The 19,255-nt window shown below is 66.9% G+C and carries 16 protein-coding genes; 6 read left to right on the top strand and 10 right to left on the bottom strand.

All coding sequences use genetic code 11. From position 1 onward, the window contains the following. Positions 1–46: 46 nt before the first annotated feature. From ACFV4R_RS17935 to ACFV4R_RS17920, 4 genes are all read right to left on the bottom strand, one after another. Complete coding sequence (locus ACFV4R_RS17935; RefSeq protein WP_377203988.1) at positions 47–1,144, bottom strand: DUF6226 family protein; 1,098 nt, start codon at positions 1,142–1,144, stop codon at positions 47–49. A 203-nt stretch (positions 1,145–1,347) separates the two neighbouring features. Continuing rightward, positions 1,348–3,201, bottom strand: a complete 1,854-nt coding sequence (locus ACFV4R_RS17930; RefSeq protein ID WP_377203989.1) for a BCCT family transporter — start codon at positions 3,199–3,201, stop codon at positions 1,348–1,350. A gap of 286 nt (positions 3,202–3,487) precedes the next feature. Beyond that, positions 3,488–4,945, bottom strand: coding sequence for an SLC13 family permease (locus ACFV4R_RS17925; protein WP_377203990.1), 1,458 nt, complete (start codon positions 4,943–4,945; stop codon positions 3,488–3,490). A gap of 12 nt (positions 4,946–4,957) precedes the next feature. Beyond that, a complete protein-coding gene (locus tag ACFV4R_RS17920; protein ID WP_377203991.1) occupies positions 4,958–6,091 on the bottom strand; it encodes a PrpF domain-containing protein in 1,134 nt (377 codons plus the stop codon). 242 nt (positions 6,092–6,333) lie between these two features. Here ACFV4R_RS17920 and ACFV4R_RS17915 point away from each other — a divergent pair, with 242 nt between their 5' ends. After that, positions 6,334–7,272 (top strand): LysR substrate-binding domain-containing protein, encoded by a 939-nt coding sequence (locus ACFV4R_RS17915; RefSeq protein ID WP_377203992.1) that lies wholly within the window; start codon positions 6,334–6,336, stop codon positions 7,270–7,272. Positions 7,273–7,290: 18 nt separating this feature from the next. After that, a complete protein-coding gene (locus ACFV4R_RS17910) occupies positions 7,291–8,106 on the top strand; it encodes a hypothetical protein (RefSeq protein WP_377203993.1) in 816 nt (271 codons plus the stop codon). A 34-nt stretch (positions 8,107–8,140) separates the two neighbouring features. Here ACFV4R_RS17910 and ACFV4R_RS17905 read toward each other — a convergent pair whose 3' ends face one another. The 6 genes from ACFV4R_RS17905 to ACFV4R_RS17880 form a co-directional block, all read right to left on the bottom strand. Next, positions 8,141–8,665, bottom strand: coding sequence for a flavodoxin domain-containing protein (locus ACFV4R_RS17905; protein ID WP_377203994.1), 525 nt, complete (start codon positions 8,663–8,665; stop codon positions 8,141–8,143). A gap of 198 nt (positions 8,666–8,863) precedes the next feature. After that, the gene (locus tag ACFV4R_RS17900) at positions 8,864–10,237 is read right to left on the bottom strand and encodes a DUF3100 domain-containing protein (protein ID WP_377203995.1); all 1,374 of its coding nucleotides are present in this window, start codon (positions 10,235–10,237) and stop codon (positions 8,864–8,866) included. Beyond that, entirely contained in the window at positions 10,234–11,475 is a 1,242-nt protein-coding gene (locus tag ACFV4R_RS17895) for a M20 family metallopeptidase (protein ID WP_377203996.1), read from the bottom strand. Before ACFV4R_RS17895 ends, ACFV4R_RS17900 begins: the two co-directional genes overlap by 4 nt. A gap of 8 nt (positions 11,476–11,483) precedes the next feature. Continuing rightward, complete coding sequence (locus tag ACFV4R_RS17890; RefSeq protein WP_377203997.1) at positions 11,484–13,031, bottom strand: aldehyde dehydrogenase family protein; 1,548 nt, start codon at positions 13,029–13,031, stop codon at positions 11,484–11,486. A gap of 81 nt (positions 13,032–13,112) precedes the next feature. Then, the gene (locus ACFV4R_RS17885; RefSeq protein ID WP_377204035.1) at positions 13,113–14,120 is read right to left on the bottom strand and encodes an NAD(P)-dependent oxidoreductase; all 1,008 of its coding nucleotides are present in this window, start codon (positions 14,118–14,120) and stop codon (positions 13,113–13,115) included. Between the two features lie 61 nt (positions 14,121–14,181). Beyond that, complete coding sequence (locus ACFV4R_RS17880; protein ID WP_377203998.1) at positions 14,182–15,081, bottom strand: MurR/RpiR family transcriptional regulator; 900 nt, start codon at positions 15,079–15,081, stop codon at positions 14,182–14,184. A gap of 581 nt (positions 15,082–15,662) precedes the next feature. Here ACFV4R_RS17880 and ACFV4R_RS17875 point away from each other — a divergent pair. The 4 genes from ACFV4R_RS17875 to ACFV4R_RS17860 all read left to right on the top strand — a co-directional run bounded on the left by ACFV4R_RS17875 (position 15,663) and on the right by ACFV4R_RS17860 (position 19,241). Then, positions 15,663–16,658: a patatin-like phospholipase family protein gene (locus tag ACFV4R_RS17875; RefSeq protein ID WP_377204036.1), complete on the top strand. Its 996-nt coding sequence runs from the start codon at positions 15,663–15,665 to the stop codon at positions 16,656–16,658. Positions 16,659–16,848: 190 nt separating this feature from the next. Beyond that, entirely contained in the window at positions 16,849–17,121 is a 273-nt protein-coding gene (locus ACFV4R_RS17870) for a hypothetical protein (RefSeq protein ID WP_377203999.1), read from the top strand. Between the two features lie 241 nt (positions 17,122–17,362). After that, the gene (locus tag ACFV4R_RS17865) at positions 17,363–17,707 is read left to right on the top strand and encodes a hypothetical protein (RefSeq protein ID WP_377204000.1); all 345 of its coding nucleotides are present in this window, start codon (positions 17,363–17,365) and stop codon (positions 17,705–17,707) included. 46 nt (positions 17,708–17,753) lie between these two features. Beyond that, positions 17,754–19,241: a DUF222 domain-containing protein gene (locus ACFV4R_RS17860; protein ID WP_377227121.1), complete on the top strand. Its 1,488-nt coding sequence runs from the start codon at positions 17,754–17,756 to the stop codon at positions 19,239–19,241. Positions 19,242–19,255: the final 14 nt, after the last annotated feature.

Raw genomic sequence — 19,255 nt, 5'->3', positions numbered from 1 at the left:
GGCGCCCGCCGTCGTACGCTTTCCGTCAGTGCCGTGCCCCGGGTCCTCAGCGCTGCCGCGGCGGCCAGGGAGCCCAGCCGCCCTGGACGTCCCTGAGCCGGAGTTCCGCCTCTTTGAGCCTGGCTGCCTCGATGGGACCGGGCTCGCCTTTGCCGCTTTCAGAGCCGGATCCGTCGAACGCCGTCAGTGCATATTCCCGCCACCGCCGGCGCCCCACCGGGTAACGCTCTGCATATCCGCCGGCCACCACGCTGAGCACCATCCGCTCCAGCCTGTCCGCCTCGGTCAGGACGGTCTCATCGCACGCATCGCAGCCGCACACGGGAAAAGGGAAGCTGTGCAGCACCCCGGCATGGACCACAACCCCCGGAAAACCGGTCAGCACAAAGGTCAGCGGGGCTGCGCCGGAAGCCCGCGGCGTGACCCTGATGGAAGCCACCACGTCCCGGACATCCACCACCAGATCCGTCGCCACCGCGTTGTCCTCGCGGACCTCCACGTCGTACACGGCCGCCAGGTGATCGATGAGGGCGCGGGCCACCGGATGAAGCCCCGCGAACCTCTCGGTGTGGCTGGTCACGCTGTACGAATCCGGATCAGGCGGTCCGTCGCCCCACCTCCGGCCATAGGGGATGGCAGTGCCGTCTTCCGCGTAGTACGTATCCTCCGGCAGTTCGGGCCGGACATAGCCGCGGGCTGCTGGCAGGGGTGCCGGCTGCGGCTGCATCATCGGCGGATCGGGCTTGTCCCCGGCCCACTCAGTCACCTTGGCAATGAACCCCTCGAGCGTTGCCTCGTCCGCCTCGCGCAGGGCGTCGAGCAGGCGCTCAACTTCGAACCGCATCTCGTCCGTTCCCACCATGGCGGGCGCGCCCTCGTACGCCGTCCATTCCGCATCCGGCCTGGCCCGTGCCAGGGTGTTGCCCGCGAATACGCCCGCCGCATTTTTGAGGGCTGCGTCCGCCGAGACGTCCTGGGCGACGCTGCGCAGAAACCGGAAGAGCCTGGCGGGATCCGCGGCCAGTTCCGCGGCCCCCACGCCATGGCCCGTACAGAACTCGACGAACCGCTCATAGCCACCAAGGTGCCTGACGGGCGGAGACGGGTCCGACGCCAGTTGGTAGGTGGCACTGCCGCGCGCCATGGGCTCCGGCAATCCTGTTGGCTTTCCCTCGAACAATTCCCCCGATGACCCCATGCCGCGATCCTAGCCGGAGCGGCAGCAGGCCGCAGCCCGCGGACCAGCCTGTGGCCGGCTGCGGCGCCGCGCACCAAAAAGGAAGCGTACGACGCCGGGCGGGCACCCGTCGTCGTACGCTTCCTGTCCTGCTGCTTGCCGGAGTCCGGCTAGGGTTTGCGGCCCCGGGCGGCGGATTCGCGGGCCGGTGCATCGACCGCGGAAGCCTCTGTGGCCGCCCGCTCGCTCAGTTGGGCCTCCACGGCTTCGCTGATCTGGTCCTGGACCTGGTCCGCCAGGTGTTCCTGGTAATGCTCCTGGACGGAGTCGGCCATGGTCTCCTGCACGTGCTCGGTGACGTGCTCCGTGACGTGGGCGGTCATCTGGTCCCGGGCCAGTTTGCGCTGTGCCCGCATCAGGGTGGCGTGCTCCAGGTGGAACGCCTTGGCCGTGGAAATGCACATGAGGATGATGACCACACTGAACGGCACCGCCGTCAGGATCGCGGCCGTCTGGATGGCCTCAAGGCCGTTGGCCAGGAGCAGGGCGATGGCCGCGGCAGCGGAGGCCAGGGCCCAGAAGATGCGGAGCCAGTTCCGTGGTTCCACGTCGCCGCCGGTGGAAATCATGCCCATCACCAGGGCGCCGGAATCTGCCGAGGTGATGAAGAAGATGGCGATGAGCACGATGGCGCCCACGGTGAGGGCACCGCCGCCCGGAAGGCTGCCCAGGAGGGTGAAGAGGGCTCCCTCGGTGTCCACGGTGCCGTCGCTGCTGACCAGCCCTCCGGCGCCGAACAGCTCACGGTGGATGGCCGAGCCGCCCAGCACCGAGAACCAGAGGAAGCCCACGGTGGTGGGCACCAGGAGGACGCCGGCCACGAACTGCCGGACCGTGCGCCCCTTGGAAATGCGGGCAATGAAGATCCCCACGAAGGGCGCCCAGGAGATCCACCAGCCCCAGTAGAACGTGGTCCACGCCGCCTGCCAGGCTTCACCTTCGGCGCCGGAGAAGGCCATGGTGTTGAACGTCAGGCCGAGGACGTTCTGCAGGTAGTGGCCGATCGACTGAACGAACTCGCGCAGCAGGAACAGCGTGGGGCCGGCGAACAGCACCACCAGCATCAGCAGCCCGGCCAGGATCAGGTTGATGTTGGAGAGCCACTTCATGCCCTTGCCCACGCCGGACACCACCGAAATGATGGTCAGCGTGATGATGCAGAGGATGAGGCCGATCTGCGTCATGGTGGTGGCCTCGGCGATGTTGGCCTGCTCCAGGCCGGACGAGATCTGCAGGACGCCGAGTCCCAGGGAGGTGGCAACGCCGAAGAGGGTGCCCACCAGGGCAACAACATCGATCACGTTGCCCCAGGCGCCGGCCACCCGGCGCCGGCCCAGCAGGGGTTCCAGCGTCCAGCGGATGGAGATGGGACGGTTCCGCCGGTGCACCGTATAAGCGATTGACACGCCCACCACCACGTAGATGGCCCAGGCATGCAGGCCCCAGTGCAGATACGTCTGCGTCATTGCCTGCTGGGCGAGGACCAGCGGCGAGCCCTCCAGGCCCGGGCGGGGGGAGGCGAAATGGTTCAGCGGCTCCGCCACCCCGAAGAAGACCAGCCCGATGCCCATCCCGGCAGCGAAAAGGAGTGCGAACCAGGACATGACAGAGAACTCGGGTTCGTCCTCATCCTTGCCCAGCTTGATGTCGCCGTACCGGCTCAGGCCGATCCACAGGGCGAAGGCCACGAACACGGCGATGGCCGCCACGTAGTACCAGCCGAACCATTTGATGACGTTCCCCTGGATGCTGCCGAACAGATCCGTAGCGGCTGTTGGGAAGATCGTGGCGAAGAGGACAAACAGGAAGATGATGGCCGCTGCGGGCCAGAACACCCAAGGGGTGACCTTGTGGTTGGCGGCCCCGGGCGGTTGCCCCTTGCCTTTCCCGTCCGGCGCTTTCCCGGCTTCGGGCGGCTGCCCTGGTGGTTTGCTGATGGTCCTTGTGCCTGGTGTGGCGGACATGTCCCCAATTTCCCCTTATGCGCCCTCTGCAACGCTCAGACTGCTGTTTCGGACGCTCATCGTGTGTCGTATCGGTCTGTTCGGTGCTTTGTGTGCCCTGCAACTCTACTGACCGGGGATGGCGGAGCCGGGGTGGGAGGGGTGTGCGACCGCGCACACATGCCAAAAGGCAGGACCCGTGGCGGGTCCTGCCTTTTGACTGACGGATGCGCGCTCCTGCGCCCGACTTTCGGGGTTCCTGTTGCGAAGGGAGTGCGGGAGCGGCATCCGGGCCTATGAAAGCGGCTTACATGATGCCGGTGGGAACCAGCAGGACCCAGGCCAGTGCCGGGGCAACCAGCACCACGCCGCCGGCGTACATCATCAGCTGCTTGTACACGCGCTGCCGGTCGTTCTCACGGGCGTTGGCCACCACCAGGGCGCCGTCGGTGGAGAACGGGGAGACGTCCACAACCGTGGCCGCGATGGCCAAGGCCGCCACGGTGCCGGAGGCGCTCAGTGAGCTGGTGGCCAGCAGCGGTCCGGCCAGCGGGATGAACGCGGTGAGCAGCGCGGTGGAGGAGGCGAAGGCCGAGCCGACGCCGATCACGTAGCAGAGCACCAGCGCCACCAGCAGCGGTGCGCCCAGGGCGAGGGCCTGCTCGGCGAGGGTATCGATGACGCCCACGTGCTGCAGGAGCGAAACGTAGGTGATCATGCCGGCCACCAGCAGGACGGTGGACCAGGAGACGCCGCCGATGAAGGTCTGGTGTTCCTTGATGTTCACCAGGGCCAGCAGGAGGCCGGCGGAGAGGGCCACGAAGCCGATGGGCATGTGGAAGCCCAGTGCGCAGACCAGCATGGCAACGATCAGTGCCAGGGTGAGGATCTGCTGGCCGTGCGGGCGGCCGGTGCGGCCGGTTTCGAGGTCGGCGTGCTGGCCGTCGCCTTCGCGCAGCTTGCCCAGCAGGGCGAACAGCACCACGGTCAGCACGGAGAGAATCAGGTTGATGGCGAAGCTGGCCGTGAAGAGTGCGCCCTGCGAGATGGGGAAGCCGTTCTTCACGGCGATGTCGTGCACCAGCACGCCGGCCACGGAGAGCGGGGAGAAGCCGCCGGCGTGGGCGCCGTTGATGAGGAACGCGCCCATCACCACCGGGTGGATGCGGGACTCGTAGGCCAGGCCGATGGCAGCGGGTGCCAAGAGGGCGACGGCGGCGGGGGAGAAGGTGCCCAGCGAGGTCAGCGCTGCGGCCATCAGGAAGAACACCCAGGGGAGCAGGAGCGTCTTGCCGCGGACCATGCGGACGCAGCTCTGGACAATGATGTCGATGGTGCCGTTGCGCTGCGCCATGCTGAAGAAGTAGGTGACACCGATGATGGTGATGACGATGTTGGCCGGGAAGTCCGCCAGGATCTCCTTGTCGGTCATGCCCAGCATGAAATAGCCGACGCCGAAGGACGCCACCAGCCCCATCACGCCGATGTTGAGCGGCCACTTGGTGGCGACGACGAACATCACCACCAGGATGATCAGCGGGATGATCTGCACTGCGGTCATGCTCGGCTCCGATCCTGCGGTTGGCGCCTGGTTGAAGACGCCTCCCGCCAGGAACAGGGCAAGCGCACCCAGGAGGGTGATGCCCACCACCGCCATCAGCAGGATACGGCGGCGGCGGTTGGGACGGGGTGACCGCTGGTCCGGGGACTGCTGGTCCCGGGTTTCCTCAACGGTGTCGGTGGGCTGCTGCACGGTGTTAGTCATGGCGGGTACTCCTCATCGAGTGGCTCCCGCGAGAGCCTCTTCGGCAGCGTTGCCGAGGACCTCGGGGAGGTGGATAACGGTGGTGGCGATGGTCCGGGCCGTGCGGTCGACGCCGACGAGCACTCCGCCGTCGTTCTCTTCGGTCCAGGTTTCGAGGACCCCGGCGGGGGTCCGCAGCTTCAGCGCGGCACCCTGGGTGCCGCCTGTCATCTGGTGCAGGACGGTGCCCGGTGTGCGGGCCGCCAGTGTCAGGGCGATGCTGCCGGTGATGGCCAGCGCGGGGTGGGGCCGGCCCATCGAGAGCATCATGACGTTGAGGTCGCTGGCTTCTGTTTCTGCCGGAGACGGGCCAGCCGGAGCTGGTGCTGCGGCGATGGCGAGCTTCGGGATGGCCCGCGCAGCGCCGGCGGTGGTGGCGGCCATGCCCATGCGGACGGCGGCCTGGCGGCGGATCTGGTCCAGGGTGTCGAGCTGGAGTTCGACGCCGGGCTGCCAGCTTTCGTACCGGGCGGGGTCCAGGCCGAGGTCCTCGGCGCGGACGATCACCACGGGGGCGCCGGCGTCCACCATGGACACCGTCCAGCGGGTTCCGCCGGCGGTGATGGTGTCCGTGGCCGATCCGGTGGGCAGCAGGGCGCCGGTGGTTTTCCCGGCGGGATCCTGGAAGCCGAGCCCCACGCGGTAGCCGGGGAACGGGACGCCCGGCATCTGCGCGTCGGGGACGATGGGCAGGGCACCGGCGGGGGTGGCTACCCGCTGGACGATGATCTGGCCGGTGTTGGTGTTGCGGGTGACAATCCTGGTGACGTCGCCGGCGGGAACAACCCAGCCCTTTTCGATGGCGTAGAGGCCAACCACAGCGGAGCAGTTTCCGCAGTTGCTCCCCCAATCCACGGCGGCCTCTTCGATGCCCACCTGGGCGAAGGTGAAATCGACGTCGATGTCCTCGTCATCGGGACGGTGCAGGATCATGGCCTTGCTGGTGGTGGAGGTTGCTCCGCCGACGCCGTCGATCTGCCGCGAGTCCGGGCTGCCGAATACACGGGGGAGCAGCGAGTCCAGGCTGGTGCCCTGGCCCAGATGGCCGGCTTCGAACACCCAGCATTTGCTGGTTCCTCCGCGCATCCACTCTGCTTCGATCTTCATTGGTCTTTCACATCTCCTCATTGCCTCGGTAACTGCGAGGGGCCCTGATAAAAGATTGATCCGGATCACAACTTAAGACAATGTTCAATAATTAAAGGGGGATGTAGCATTGCTTCAATCACTGCGGTTGTTGACTCTCAGCGCAGATGGTTGGCTGCGTGCGGCTTCGGTTACGCGGCTGTCATCGCGGGGATGCAGGTCCGTATGAACTGTTTTAACCAATTCCGCCAAGGGGTAAAGCAATGCTTCACGACGACGAGGCTCAACTTTTCGATGTCCGCCGCCTGGCGGTGCTGCTGGAGGTGGTGGAGCAGGGTTCCATCACCGCCGCGGCGGACCTGATGATGTATTCGCCGTCCGCGGTGTCCCAACAGCTGCGCAAACTGGAGCAGGAAGTGGGGCAGCCGCTGCTGACCCGTCGCTCCCGCGGGGTGGTGCCCACCGAGGCGGGCCAGGTGCTGGCTGGCCACGCGCGCCAGATCCTGCGCCAGATGAAGGCGGCCCAGTCAGACCTGGACCAGATCGCCGGGCTCAAGCGGGGCGCCCTGACGGTAGGCACGTTCCCCACGCTGGCGGGGTCTTTCCTGCCGATCGTCATCCGCGCCTTCAAGAAGCGGTACCCGGCCATCAGCCTGTCGCTGCGCAGCGCCCGCTTCGACGAGCTCGTGGCGGACCTGCAGTCCGGTGTGACGGGCCTCTGCCTGCTGTGGGACTACCCGTGGAACAGGTTCCAGAATGATTCCATCCGCGTCACCGAGGTGTTCCGCGAAAGCACCGTCATCCTGGTGGCGGCCAGCCACCCGCTTGCCGGGAAGGAACAGGTGAGCATGGAGGACCTGCGCAATGAGTCCTGGATTGTCCGTGCGGAGGCCCACCCGGTGGTGGAGGTCCTGCAGCGTTCCGCCCACGACGCCGGGTTTGAACCGGCCATCGGCTTCCTCGCCAACGACTACCAGGAAGCCCAGGCCATGGTGAGTGTGGGGATGGGCGTGGCCATGGTGCCCAAAACCGCCGTCGCGCTTCAACACCCCGACGTCCGCGTGCTCAGCCTCGGCGACGACGCGCCGCTGCGCCGCGTCCTGCTCGCCCAGCGCCAGGACAAGGTCTACGCCCCGGCCGAAGTGGCCTTCCAGACCACGCTGCTGGAGATCGCCCGCGAACGCGCCGGTGACTACCTCTAGTTCCCCTACCCTTGCCCTATGGGGGTTAAGGATTTACTGAAGAATGACGTGTGGGCCGGCCGGATTTTCTACGGCACCCTGATCGCTGTGTTGCTCGGAGTGTTCGCGTGGCTGGCCAAAGGCTTGATTCTGCAGACCCTGCCGTTCCTTTCGATCGGCGCGGTGTACGCGTTCGTCCTGTACCGCGTGGTCTCGCAGTCTGTCAGGGCTTTTGGCGTGATGCAGTGGACTCTCCTGTTGAACTACTTCACCCTGATTTCCATCGATGTGGCGGACCGGCTGCCCATCCCGGCGTCGGCGCCGTGGTTTGTGGGGTTTCTGGTGGGCGGCATCGTCGGCGGGCATGTCTGGTCAGGGCGGGGGACGGGCGCGGAGTTCAGGCAGTCCCGCAAGCGCGTCCTCAGGGATGATGGCACGTTCGACGGCGGCTGGCGGCTCGCGCTCCTCAACGCGGCCTGCGCGCTGGTGCTCTTGGCGGTCGGAGCATGGCAATTGTTGCTGCTCTCACCGGCACCGGCCAGCGTTGCCGTCCTGGCCGCGGCCACCGTGGCGGGGTGGGCGCTTTTCCGGTTCCCGCCTCCCCTGGGTATCCGGAATGGGCTGTTGCTGGCGATTCCGGTGGTTTACATCGCGGTGGGGTTGATCGGCGGTGCCACCGGCCAAGTCGGGGTCCCGGGGGCGTGGGCGTACGGTGTCTTGGCCGGCATCCTGATCGGCGGGCGGTACTGGTCCGGGCCGAGCCTGGGTGCGCCCCGGCCACCCTTCGTCCTCCCCGGCCAGCGCCGCCGGAGGCGGAAGCGCCGTCCCAAAACGAAACAGCAACTATCCGCATAATAAGCGACCCGGCCGGGGACGTCAGGCCGCTGGATTACAGCCGCGCCAGGAAATCTTCAGCGAAATGCTTCACGCCGTCCCATTCCGTGTAGACGTAGTCGCGGGAGGTGTCCGTATCCGTTGAACCCTGGCTGCTGGCGATCCGCTTCATGATGAGGCGTTTGACGAACCCGTAGTGGGTGTAGGGGATGGCGCCGCTGAACAACCCTACCTGCGCGGGCCTCCAGCCGGTTTCGTCCTCGAATTTGCCAATGTAGCCCTCGGCGCTTTCGGTGTCGCCGTGCGCCGCCATGCTCACCGAGAACAGCGCGGATGGCAGCCGCTCCAGGGCGTCGCGGTTCTTCCGGACGAAGTCGCCAACGTACTTTTCGTGCTTGCCCACGTGGACGGAGGCGCCCACCAGGACAGCGTCGTACCCGTCAGGGATGGCATCCCCGGCGTCCTTGATATCCGCCGCCGTGGCCTCATGGCCGTGTGCCTGGAACACGTCCGCAATGAACTCGGCGATCTTCGCCGTCTGCCCCTCGGTGGTCCCGTAGGGAATGTAGATCCTGCTCACCGCTGGCCTCCTCGGGATGGCGTGCCTGTCGAATCCACTCTGCCAAGCCCGTCCCCGCGGACGTAGGGCCGAACGTCCCCGGCGCGCACACGCTCTCCCAACGCGCCACCAAAAGAAGCGGACGACGGCGGGATGCCCCCGCCGTCGTCCGCTTCCGTTTCGCTGCATATCCCGCAGGCCGCTAGGGCCGTGGGTGTGTCAGTGCCAGAGCCCCAGGGCGAACTCGGCGATCACCGTGGAGAGCAGGAAGGATGCCGTGATGGCCACCAGGCCCACCGGGATGATCTTCCAGCCGATGTTCTTCAGCAGCGGGATGTCCTTGCCGAGGGACAGGCCGGCCAGCGTGAGCATCACGGTGGCGATGGACAGGAAGTCCACCGTCTTGACGGCGGCGTTCAGCGGCTCGGCCCCGAAGAACCACGGGCTGGAGATGTAGGCGCCGATGGTGGTGATGAAGACGATCGCCGAGATTTTCCGGGTCAGTTTCGCCAGCACGATGCTGACCAGCACCAGAGCCAGCATCACGGCGTAGCCGCCCACAATGCTGAGGCTGAAGCCCTTGGCCGCCACCGACGCCGTGCCGATGCCGAGCACCGTCAGTACGGACAGCGAAAGCCATAGCGGCAGCTTGATCGCTGCGGAGGATTCGGCCACGCGCTCGCGGAACAGCCGGTTTTCCTCGGCCTGCGCTGCCTCACGTTCAAGGTCGGCGGCGCTGGGCCCGGCGGTGGTTCCGGCACCGGCTGCCACTGCCTGCCGGCTTTCCTGCTTGCGGGTCAGCACTCGGTAGAACTTGTCCGCCAGCGGCAGCGCGATGTAGATGCCCACGTAGACGCCCAGCACGGTGGTGATCAGGTTGGAGACGGCGGCCATGCCCAGCACAGCCTCCTGGTCGCCCGGGTAGGCGGCGGTGATGCTCGCCACCGATGCAGCCATCATGGAACCCGACCCCACGCCGGCGCCCATTGCGAGGGCCAGCGGATCGAAGATCTTCCAGTTGGCCACCAGCGAGGTGAGCAGCGTGATGAACACGGCGCCGAACAGTGTGCCGAACACGTACATTGCCAGCACGCCGCGGTACTGGTCCGAGTCCGGCCCGTACTTCTCGGACACCATGGCGAAGGACGGTTCGCGATCCAGCGAGAACGTGGCGCCCACGGTGGCTTTGCCCATGCGCAGCAGCACGGCCAGGGGCAGCGCCAGCACGATGGTGCCCAGCAGGTGGCCCACCTCCTGCAGCAGCAGGGCGGGGCCGGCCTTCAGCAGGGTGGGCAGGCTGGGCCCGATGTTGAAGGCCAGCCGCGCCACCAGCAGCAGCACCGCCACACCCACCAGGGCGGCGGCCACGCGCTGCAGGTCAATGCCCAGCGGCTTGAACTTCTGGACCGAGACCAGCAGGCCGAGGATCAGGCCCCACACCATGGGGAAGATGATGATGGCGCCGATTCCAAGATCGATCTTCGCCTGCCCGATGAACTGGACGGTCAGGGCGATGACGAACGCCAGGGCGGCGATGGGGATGGTCAGCCTGGTGCCGGCCGTTTCGGTCCGGGCTGTTTTGGCAGTGCTCATGATGCGCCTTCCTGGGTGACAGCTTCCTGGGGGGAAGTACGACGGCGGTACGCCGCCTGGGTGAAGCGTTTCCGTTGGGTGGGGGTTGAGGCAGCGGCGGCGACGGTCCAGGCCAGGGCGGTGCCTGCCTCGAACATCACGCCGTATGCCGGGGGAGTGTCCGCCAGGGCGGCGAACGCATGCGAATGGATGGGGACGTCCGCGCCGGGAATGCTCAGCCACGGGTGCAGGGACGGGATCACCTGGGAGATGTTGCCCATGTCCGTGGACCCGCCGCTGAGGCCGGAAGACCGGGACGTGTCCTTGCCGAACGCGTCCATTGCGGAGGTCCAGTGCGCTGCGAGGTCATCGTCCTGGAGCAGCGGTTCGTACAGCGGCTCGGTGTCCTCATATTCCAGCGTGGTTCCGGTGGCGATCGAGGCGCCCTCGAAGCAGCGGCGGACGCGTTCCCGCAGGGCATGGAACTCCGGCAGGGTGAAGGCGCGGCACTCGAACTCCACCACGGCCTTCTCCGGAATGATGTTGGTGACGTGCCCGGCCTCAGCCACGTAGCAGGCGATCCTGTGGTCGGACGGGATCTGCTGGCGGAGCAGCCCGATGGCCACCTGGCTGAGGACCGCAGCGTCGGCAGCGTTCACGCCCTGGTGCGGGGCAGCTGCCGCGTGGGCCGCCTTTCCGGTGAACGTCGCCTTGTACCGGCCCACGGCCTGGGCACTGGTCCCCGCCGGGTTGTAGGTGAGCCCGTCCTGGACGGGGTGGACCATCAAAGCCAGCCCCACGCCGTCGAACGCTCCCCGCTCCAGCATCAGCGCCTTGCCGCCGCCGTGCTCCTCCGCCGGGGTGCCGATGGCCTTGAGCGTGATGCCGAGTTCGTTCACATATGGCTGCAGGGCCAGTGCCGCCGCCACCGACGCTCCGGCGATGAGGTTGTGCCCGCACGCGTGGCCGATGCCCGGCAGTGCGTCGTACTCCACGCACAGCGCGACGGTGAGGTCGCCGCTGCCAGCGCTCGCGGTGAAGGCCGTGGGCAGCCCGGACGTGCCGCGCTCCACGGCAAAGCCGCCGTCCTCCAGCAGTGCGCTGATGGCCTCCGCGGACTGGACTTCCTCGAAGGAGATTTCCTTGTAGCCGTGGATGTTCCGGGCCAGCGCCTCCACTTTGGGCTTCCAGCGTTCGACGCCGTCCGCCAGGGCCGCGCGGAGGGCGCCTGCCGCCGGGGTTCTGTCAGTCGTTTGCATGGGGTCTCCTAATAGGACAGCGACGGGAAGGGGGAGCCTGCCGCGCGGGTGGGCACCCAGATGGCCTTGGCCTGCGTGTACTCGTCCAGCACGCCCGGCCCGGAGGAACGGCCGTGGCCGGAATCGCCGAACCCGCCGAAAGGCACCGCCACGTGGATGGTCTTGTAGGCGTTGATCCAGAAGGTGCCAGCCTTAACCTCGCGGGCCACGTGGTGGGCGCGGGAGACGTCCGAGGTCCACACCGCGCCGGCCAGGCCGAAGCTGGTGTTGTTGGCGCGGGCGATGGCCTCGGCTTCGGTGTCGAACGCGTCGGCGCCCACCACCGGCCCGAAGACCTCCGTGGTTTCCAGGCGGTTCGCCGGGGTGACGCCGTCCAGGAGCGTGGGCATCACCCAGTGGCCGCCCTTCAGCGCTGAGCCGCTCAGCGACTCCGGCAACGTGGCCTGTGTGAGGCGACGGCCGCCGTCGTCCACTCCTGCCTCGATCAGGCGGGTGACCGTGGCGAACTGCTGAGGCGTGATGATGGGGCCCACCTCGGTGTCAGCGCTGAGGGGATCGCCCACTCGGAGCAGGGCGGCCTTCGCAGCCACCATTTCCACGAACCGGGCGTGCACGCTGCGTTCCACCAGGAGACGGGAGCCGGCCACGCAGGACTGGCCCGCGCCGGAGAAGATGGCGGAAATGGCGCCGTCTGCGGCGCGGTCCAGGTCGGCGTCGGCGAACACGATGTTGGCGCTCTTGCCGCCGAGTTCCAGCAGCGCCGGGATGCCGGCCTGCGCTGCGGCCACTGCCACGCGGCGGCCCGTGGGGACGGAACCGATGAAGCTGACCTTGCCCACTCGACGGTCGGTGGTGAGGGCTGCGCCTACGGTCTGCCCCAGCCCCGCGGCCACGTTGAAGACGCCTTCCGGAAGGCCAGCCTCGTGGGCGATCTGGGCCAGCCGGACCGACGACGCCGGGGTGAACTCGCTGGGCTTGATGATCACGGCGTTGCCCGCGGCCAGCGGGGCGGCGGAGTTCCAGCCAGCCGTGAAGAGGGGTGCGTTCCACGGGGTGATGGCGACGACGACGCCCCACGGCACGCGCTCGGTGTACGTGTGCCAGTTGCCCGGGACGGGGATGGTCTGGCCGGTGAGCTTGTCCGCCCAGCCGGCGTAGTAGCCGAACATTTCGGCCACCTTGGCGGCCTCCACACGGGCGTCACGGATGGGCTTTCCGGTGGTGGCGGATTCCAGGATGGCCAGTTCCTCGGCGTGCTGCTCCACCGCGCGGCTGACGTTGCGGAGGATGGCGGCCCGCTCGAAACCGTTCAGTGCGCCCCAAACCCTGGCGCCCGCCGTCGAACTTTCCAGGATGGCGTTGGCACCCTCGGCGCCGGGGTCCGCGTAGGTGGTGAAGGGTTCGCCGGTGGCGGCGGTGGTGAGCGTGATGGCGTCGCCGCTGCCGGTGGCAACCCGGCCGGCAACGAACGCGCCCAGGCCGTTGGGGAAGGCGGCGTCCAGGACTGCCTTGGCGGTGGCCGCCGAGGAGGATGTGGGTGCTGTGGTGATGCTCAAGATGCTGTTTCCTTACGGGATTCTGGGGCTGTTGGCTGTGGGGCCGGAGGAGTGGTCTTTCAGGCTGGTCTTCCAGGCGGTTCAGGCCGCGGGGGACGTGGTTTCGGGGGCGCCTGCGGCTGTGCTTGTGCCTGTGGCTGCGCTGGTCCCTGGTGCACCGGCGGGGGTGATGGCGGGTGCCACGGTGCGGGCGATCTCGGTGAAATCGGCTTTGGGGCCGAGCACTGCCAGGGCGTCCTGCCACTGGTTGGCCACCGTTGCCAGCAGGGCAGGCTTCTCCCCGATCTGCTCCGCGATGTCCACGGCGAGGGACGCGTCCCGGGCCATCAGGCCCATGGAGAAGCCGGAATCGTGGGTGCCGGTGAGGACCCAGTTGGGGTACATGTTGGCCGAGACCTTGCTGCCGCCGGACGCGCCGCTGATGCTGGCTGCCGCCGTCGCGGGATCGATGCCGTAGGCTTTGGCGACTCCCAGTGCTTCGCCCACGGAGGCGAGGTTTGCGGCTGCCAGGACGTTGTTGAGGAGTTTCACCACGTTGCCGCTGCCAGGCCCGCCGATGTGGCTGTAGTTCCCGCCGGTGAGGGCGAGCAGGACCGGCTCTGCGGCGGCCAGGGCGGAGTCCGTGGCACCGACGAACGCGCTCAGTGTGCCTGTTGCGGCGCCGTCGCGACCTCCCGAAACGGGAGCATCGATAAAGGCGGCGCCCTGTGCATCGGCAAGTTCGGCCATGTGCTTGCTGGTGCCCGGCTCGGAGGTGGTCGTATCGACGATCGCCACGGTGCCAGGGGCTGCGAGGAGCTGCGGAACCGTGGTTTCCACAATGCTGGCCGCGGGGAGGGAGAGCACTGCGTAGGGTGTCCCGGCCACGGCGGCGAGGTTGTCAGTGGTGCTGATGCCCGTTGTTTCTGCCGCTGCGCGGGCTGCGTCCGAGGGGTCGAACCCGGTGACCTCCCAGCCGGCGTTGTGCAGGGTGGCGGCCATGGCTCCGCCCATGGCGCCGAGGCCGATGACGGCGATGCGGCGGTTTTGTGGCTCGTTCATGCGGGTACTCCTGAGTGCCTGTGGCGGTTGTTGGTTTGCTGTGCGGATCTGCCGGTGCGTTGCTTGCCCGGGCGTTGCCGCTTACGTGCGCGTGTTTGGTTCGGCGCGTTTAGTCGAGGTAGATGTCCAGGTCTTTCCAGAGCTGCTGGGTGCGGCGAATGGCGGTCCGGCTGCGTTCCGGGTGGGCCGCTTCCATGCCGGCGAGCAAGCCGTAGACCAGGGAGTTGGCGGCGGTGACCGACTGGAAGAAGGAGATGCCTTCGGAGGCGACTACCAGCAGATGGTCGGCTGCGGTGGCCAGGCGGCCTCGGCGGAGGTCACTGATGGCGATGACGGTGGCGCCGGCCTGCTTGGCGGCTTCGGCGGCGATGATGATGTGCTTCACCGAGCGCCACATGTTGATGACCACCAGCACGTCGCCGGGGCCCAGGCTGTTGGTGCTGGAGGCCAGGTGGACGCCGGCGCGGTTTTCGAGCGAGATGGGGTAGCCCATGGTGGAGCCCAGGTGGGCCATGACGCCGGCCGGCCCGGCAAACGAGCCGATCCCGACGACGGTGATGGACTTCGCCGCGGCCATCGCCGCAATGGCCGCCTCGGCTTCCTCGGAGGTGTTGGAATCCAGCGTCAGGCGCAGGTTTTCGATGTCGTGCGTGATGGCCTCCCGGAGGGGGCTGCGGTGTTCGCCGTGTTCGGTGAGGGTGTCCTCGGTGGAGATCATCACGAGGTAGCGGGAGCGGAGTTCGCGCTGCAGGTCCGGCCAGCCGCGGTAGCCGAGATGCTGCGCCGTGCGCACCACGGAGGAATTGTTCACGTCCGCGCGCTGGGCGATTTCGGCGATGTCCGCGTAGGAGGAGAGCTGCGGGTTGCGGGTGATGATCTCCACCACCCGGCTCTGGGCCTTGGTGAGCGGAACATCCGGCAGCGCATCGCCGAGCCATGCGCCCGACGAGGTGCCAGCCTCGCCGGCTGATCCCGCTGCGGCCTTCTCGCTGATGGCGTTGGTGTTCAAGGTGAACCCGTCCTGTAACGCTGATGTGTCCTGCTGGGCAGTCGTGCAGGCTTGTGCCGTGGATCACTCTGCAAGTCTGATTGCATCAAATGTACTCTGCAATTTTGTTTGCGGCTAGGAGTTTTCGTTTCGGGAATGTAAAACCTTGACCATTGCGCTGGGGCAGGCGGTTGTGCGACGATTCCGGTGATCGTGACCCGACTGCAGGAGGTGAGACCCATGAACGCTGTATCCGTAATGGGTGCTCCCCGGCAGTCCACGATCACGCGGCTGAGCTAGCCGCCGCCGGGAGCGCCCCAACAGGCAATTTGCGAAAGGCGACTCCCATGTCTTCACCTTCTTCCTCACCTTTTAATGCTGTTTCTCGGGGTCATTCCTCGGGCGCTTCGGTGCCCACCTACGCGCCCTCTATGGCGCCTTCCTCAGCTGCTGCTTCCTCAGCGGTGGCCGCCGGTTCGGGACGCCCGACGGCGGATCCCGGCCGGGTGCCGAACAATCCGCTGCAGGCCGGCTCCAGTCGGGCGGTAGCCGTACCCGCAAGCCCGGGCCGGGAATTGCAGGGCATTGATGCCACGCCCCGGATGCCCGGGTCCGGTGAGCGGGCTTTGGTTCTTGGCGGCGGCGGGTCCACCGGTAATGCGTGGCTGATTGGCGTCATGGCCGGTTTGTCCGAGGCCGGGCTGGATGTCACCGACGCCGACCTCGTCATCGGGACGTCGGCCGGTTCGACGGCGGCGGCCCAACTCTCTGGCGCAACCCCGGCTGAGCTGCTGGCCGCAATTCTTGACGCTCCGCCCCCAAACCGCAGGCCGGCGTCGGACGCGGTACCTGGGGGCCTGACCGCACCCGTACCGTCGGCAGGCGGCGCAACTTACGGGTTGGTGGCTGCAGGATTGCGGCTTGAAGCCGGTGACACCGCCTCTGGGACGGCCCCGCGCCGGCCGTCCCCCGCCGGGGGCGCGGTAAACCACCTGGAGCGAACGGGCCGGATCATCGCGGCGTCCGTGGACGCGGCCGACATGCGCCGCAAAATGGGCGCCGAGGCACTGGGCCTGGCTGCGGACTACGATCCTTCGGACCGCTGGCGGGCCACCGTGGCGGCTCGGTTGCCGCACCAGCTGTGGCCGGACGGGTACACGCTCATCACGGCGGTGGACGCCCGCACGGGCCACCCTGTGGTGTTTGACCGCGACAGCGGGGTGGACCTCGTGGATGCCGTGGCTGCCAGCTGCGCCAGCGGGTTCGCGTACAGCGCCGGCGGGGGTGCCTATATCGACGGCGGCTACCGGGCCAACGCCGAGAATGCCGACCTGGCGGCAGGGTATGCACGCGTGCTTGTCCTGTCCCCGTTTGCCGGCCGGTCGCGGACGCCCGCTGACTGGGGCATGAACCTGGCATCGCAGGTCAGCGGGTTGCGCGACGGCGGCAGCACGGTGGAAACGGTCTTCCCGGACAGCGCTTCTGAGCATATGTTCGGTGCCAATGCGATGGATGTGTCGTTGCGGCCGGCCGCTGCCCGCGCTGGGTATCACCAAGGGTTGGGCCTCGCCGGGAAACTCGGCGAATTCTGGCGCTGACCCTCTGGATAACATCCGGGTTGGGTTTTTTGCGGCGTAAAAACTGTGGCTGGTCTTGGTTTTCCATGACCCACTTTGTGCTATTTCTGGAGAATCCGGAAAGTGAAGGCTATGTCGGTCTTTTTCTGTAACCTGACGCTTACAGAAAAAGACCCGGCAGGCGCTTTTCTGTGGAAAGATGTCAGCCGGGTTGACCGCCTTGGTCACGCCTGCTTGCGCGACTTTGAGCGGGAAGCGCTCCGATGGGGGTGCTTCCTCGCAGGACTGGCATAAAAATAAAAAGTGGGTATGGTATCGGTTAACGCAAGCACAGAAAGGCGTGATTCCGATGTCCGGAAAATCCCCCAAAGGCGGCGCCGCGAAAAAAGCGGGCAAGTCGATTCTTGAAAAACGGGCCGATAAAAAGGCCAGGCACGAAAACAGTGAACTGAATTTCGCCAAGCCGCGCAAGAACCAGCGCTAAAAGCCCGCGGGCGGCTGGATGGGGAACTCCTAGCCCCGTCTGGCCGCCCGCGTCACTGTGCAGCAACCGCCCTCCGGCGCCCGGAGCTGATGCTTATCGCTCAGGGGGCGACTACCGGGCTCACTTCGCTCCGCGGTGGGCTACGGCGTGCATCGCGCAGTTATCCGCGAAGGACACTCCGCGCCCCTCGCCCAGCAATCAGCGGTCAGCGGTCAGCGTACGGACGAAAGACATACGACTCATGAACACCCTCCTTAGCGCCCTGGTGATTCCTGCCAGGCTCGCCCACCCCGTCCATATCCGGCCCTTGCAGTTGGACGCCGCATCACAGCAGCGTGTGGCGGCAGGGGAGGTTGCGGTGCTTGACGGACATGACTGGCGTGCGTACCTGAGCAATGAGTCGGGCCGGATCTACCACAATGTTCGGGCGGAAGTCCTTCTTCGGGAAGCCGGGATGGACGTGGACAGCACTATCCACGGGACCGTCACGTTCCTGGGCAACGCAGAACCAGGGGAGGCAGCAGACGCTCCCCGGCACCTGATCCGGTTGGCCGAGCAACTGTTCGATATGCCTCTCGCTGCCTAGGCGGGCAGCCCCTTAAAATGTCAGACCCTCCTGCCATGCTTCAAGTATGGAAACCGGAGCGGTTACGGGTGTGGAAGGCAAGGCCACTGTGGCCGCTGCCGTTGCATCGGTGGCCGGTCTCGTTAATGAACTGGCGGGCCTTGTCTCCGGCCCCATGGCGGCATCAGGCGATGATCCGTTGGGGGAGTTGGCCGAATCGTGCCTGGCAGGGCTGGAACTACTGGCCCGCGTCGAAGCTGCCACAGCGGCCGCCAAGGTCCGGATGGTAGCCGCGTACGCTGAGGCGTCAGCCCAGATCGAGGGCCCGGCCGCCGATGCTTATGAGGCCTCCGCGCGTGAGAAATCCCTGGTGGCTGAGGTTGCATGTGTGCTGACCGTCGGCGAGCGGGCGGCCTCCGCCTTGTTGGGTGAAGCGCACGCGCTGACGAACTCTTTGCCTGCGGCGTTGGACCAGCTGCAGGCGGGCGCCATCTCCTGGCAGCATGCACGGATTCTCGCGGATGAAACAGCGGGCCTGGAACCTGACCGCGTCAAAGCATTTGAAGCGCACTTCTTTGATCCCGACGCGCCCCATGCTGCCCGTGGTGCCGCTCCCGGGGAGTTGGTGCCGTCGCGCTTCCGTAGGAAGGTCCGTGCGTGGCGGGAGCGCCAGTATCCCGACTCGCTGGAATTGCGGCGGGCAATGAGTGTTGCCGAGCGGCGCATGGAGTATCAGCCCGAGGCTGACGGAATGGGCCGGATCACCTTGATACTTCCCGGTGAAAATGCCTGCGCAATCTGGAATAAGGTCACCTCCATCGCGCGTGGTTTGCAGAGTCCCGATGACCCGCGCACACTGAGCCAGCGTCGGGCAGACGTCAGCGCTAACCTGCTCTTGGGCGTTGTGGGGCAGGATCTGGAAAACCCACCGACGCCGAAGGCTGACATTTTGATGACCGTCCCCGCTTTCTCAACGTTTGGCGTTACGGACGAACCGGGGGAGGTGGACGGTTTCGGGCCTGTCCCCGCGTCGGTGGCACGGAGGATCGTTGCCGAGGGGGCGGGGTCGTTTTACCGGGTACTGGTGGACCCTCGCGATGGGGCGCCGCTGGAGATCGGCAGGACGAACTACCGGCTCCCGGAGAGTTTGAAGCGCTGGTTGAGGATGCGGGATGGCAAATGCACCTTCCCGGGCTGCAGCAACCACACACAGGACAACGAGAACGACCATCTCATCGCCTGGCAGCACGGCGGGGCAACGGGAATCAGCAACTTGGGACAGCTGTGCCCAAAACATCACAGGCTCAAGCATCAAAGTTCCTGGACACCTACTCCGGCCAGCAAGAATGAGCCGCCGGGCTGGACCTCACCTACAGGTCGCCACTACCCGGCGGAACAACCGGACTGGTTGCCGCCACGGTTGCCACTCGCGCTGCTTGCCGGGGATTCGACCATGCCTCCAAACCTTGAAGGCGGAAACCCCGTGGGAACTAGCGGTGCCGTCGGAGACGTCAGCCCGCTGGAGGATGCCCTCGTTGCGTACCTTGCTGCCTAGGAATCTGGAGCGCA

Source organism: Pseudarthrobacter sp. NPDC059871 (genome assembly GCF_042731175.1).
GTDB lineage: Bacteria > Actinomycetota > Actinomycetes > Actinomycetales > Micrococcaceae > Arthrobacter.
This window is presented reverse-complemented; position numbering and strand designations above follow the sequence as displayed.

What these genes read in the sequence shown, in the direction of transcription:
- ACFV4R_RS17930 (WP_377203989.1), bottom strand. Translation starts at nt 3,201, where the DNA reads ATGTCCGCCACACCAGGCACAAGGACCATCAGCAAACCACCAGGGCAG.
- ACFV4R_RS17860 (WP_377227121.1), top strand. Translation starts at nt 17,754, where the DNA reads ATGGAAACCGGAGCGGTTACGGGTGTGGAAGGCAAGGCCACTGTGGCC.
- ACFV4R_RS17895 (WP_377203996.1), bottom strand. Translation starts at nt 11,475, where the DNA reads ATGCAAACGACTGACAGAACCCCGGCGGCAGGCGCCCTCCGCGCGGCC.
- ACFV4R_RS17865 (WP_377204000.1), top strand. Translation starts at nt 17,363, where the DNA reads ATGAACACCCTCCTTAGCGCCCTGGTGATTCCTGCCAGGCTCGCCCAC.
- ACFV4R_RS17915 (WP_377203992.1), top strand. Translation starts at nt 6,334, where the DNA reads ATGCTTCACGACGACGAGGCTCAACTTTTCGATGTCCGCCGCCTGGCG.
- ACFV4R_RS17925 (WP_377203990.1), bottom strand. Translation starts at nt 4,945, where the DNA reads ATGACTAACACCGTGCAGCAGCCCACCGACACCGTTGAGGAAACCCGG.
- ACFV4R_RS17920 (WP_377203991.1), bottom strand. Translation starts at nt 6,091, where the DNA reads ATGAAGATCGAAGCAGAGTGGATGCGCGGAGGAACCAGCAAATGCTGG.
- ACFV4R_RS17875 (WP_377204036.1), top strand. Translation starts at nt 15,663, where the DNA reads ATGCCCGGGTCCGGTGAGCGGGCTTTGGTTCTTGGCGGCGGCGGGTCC.
- ACFV4R_RS17910 (WP_377203993.1), top strand. Translation starts at nt 7,291, where the DNA reads ATGGGGGTTAAGGATTTACTGAAGAATGACGTGTGGGCCGGCCGGATT.
- ACFV4R_RS17935 (WP_377203988.1), bottom strand. Translation starts at nt 1,144, where the DNA reads ATGGCGCGCGGCAGTGCCACCTACCAACTGGCGTCGGACCCGTCTCCG.
- ACFV4R_RS17900 (WP_377203995.1), bottom strand. Translation starts at nt 10,237, where the DNA reads ATGAGCACTGCCAAAACAGCCCGGACCGAAACGGCCGGCACCAGGCTG.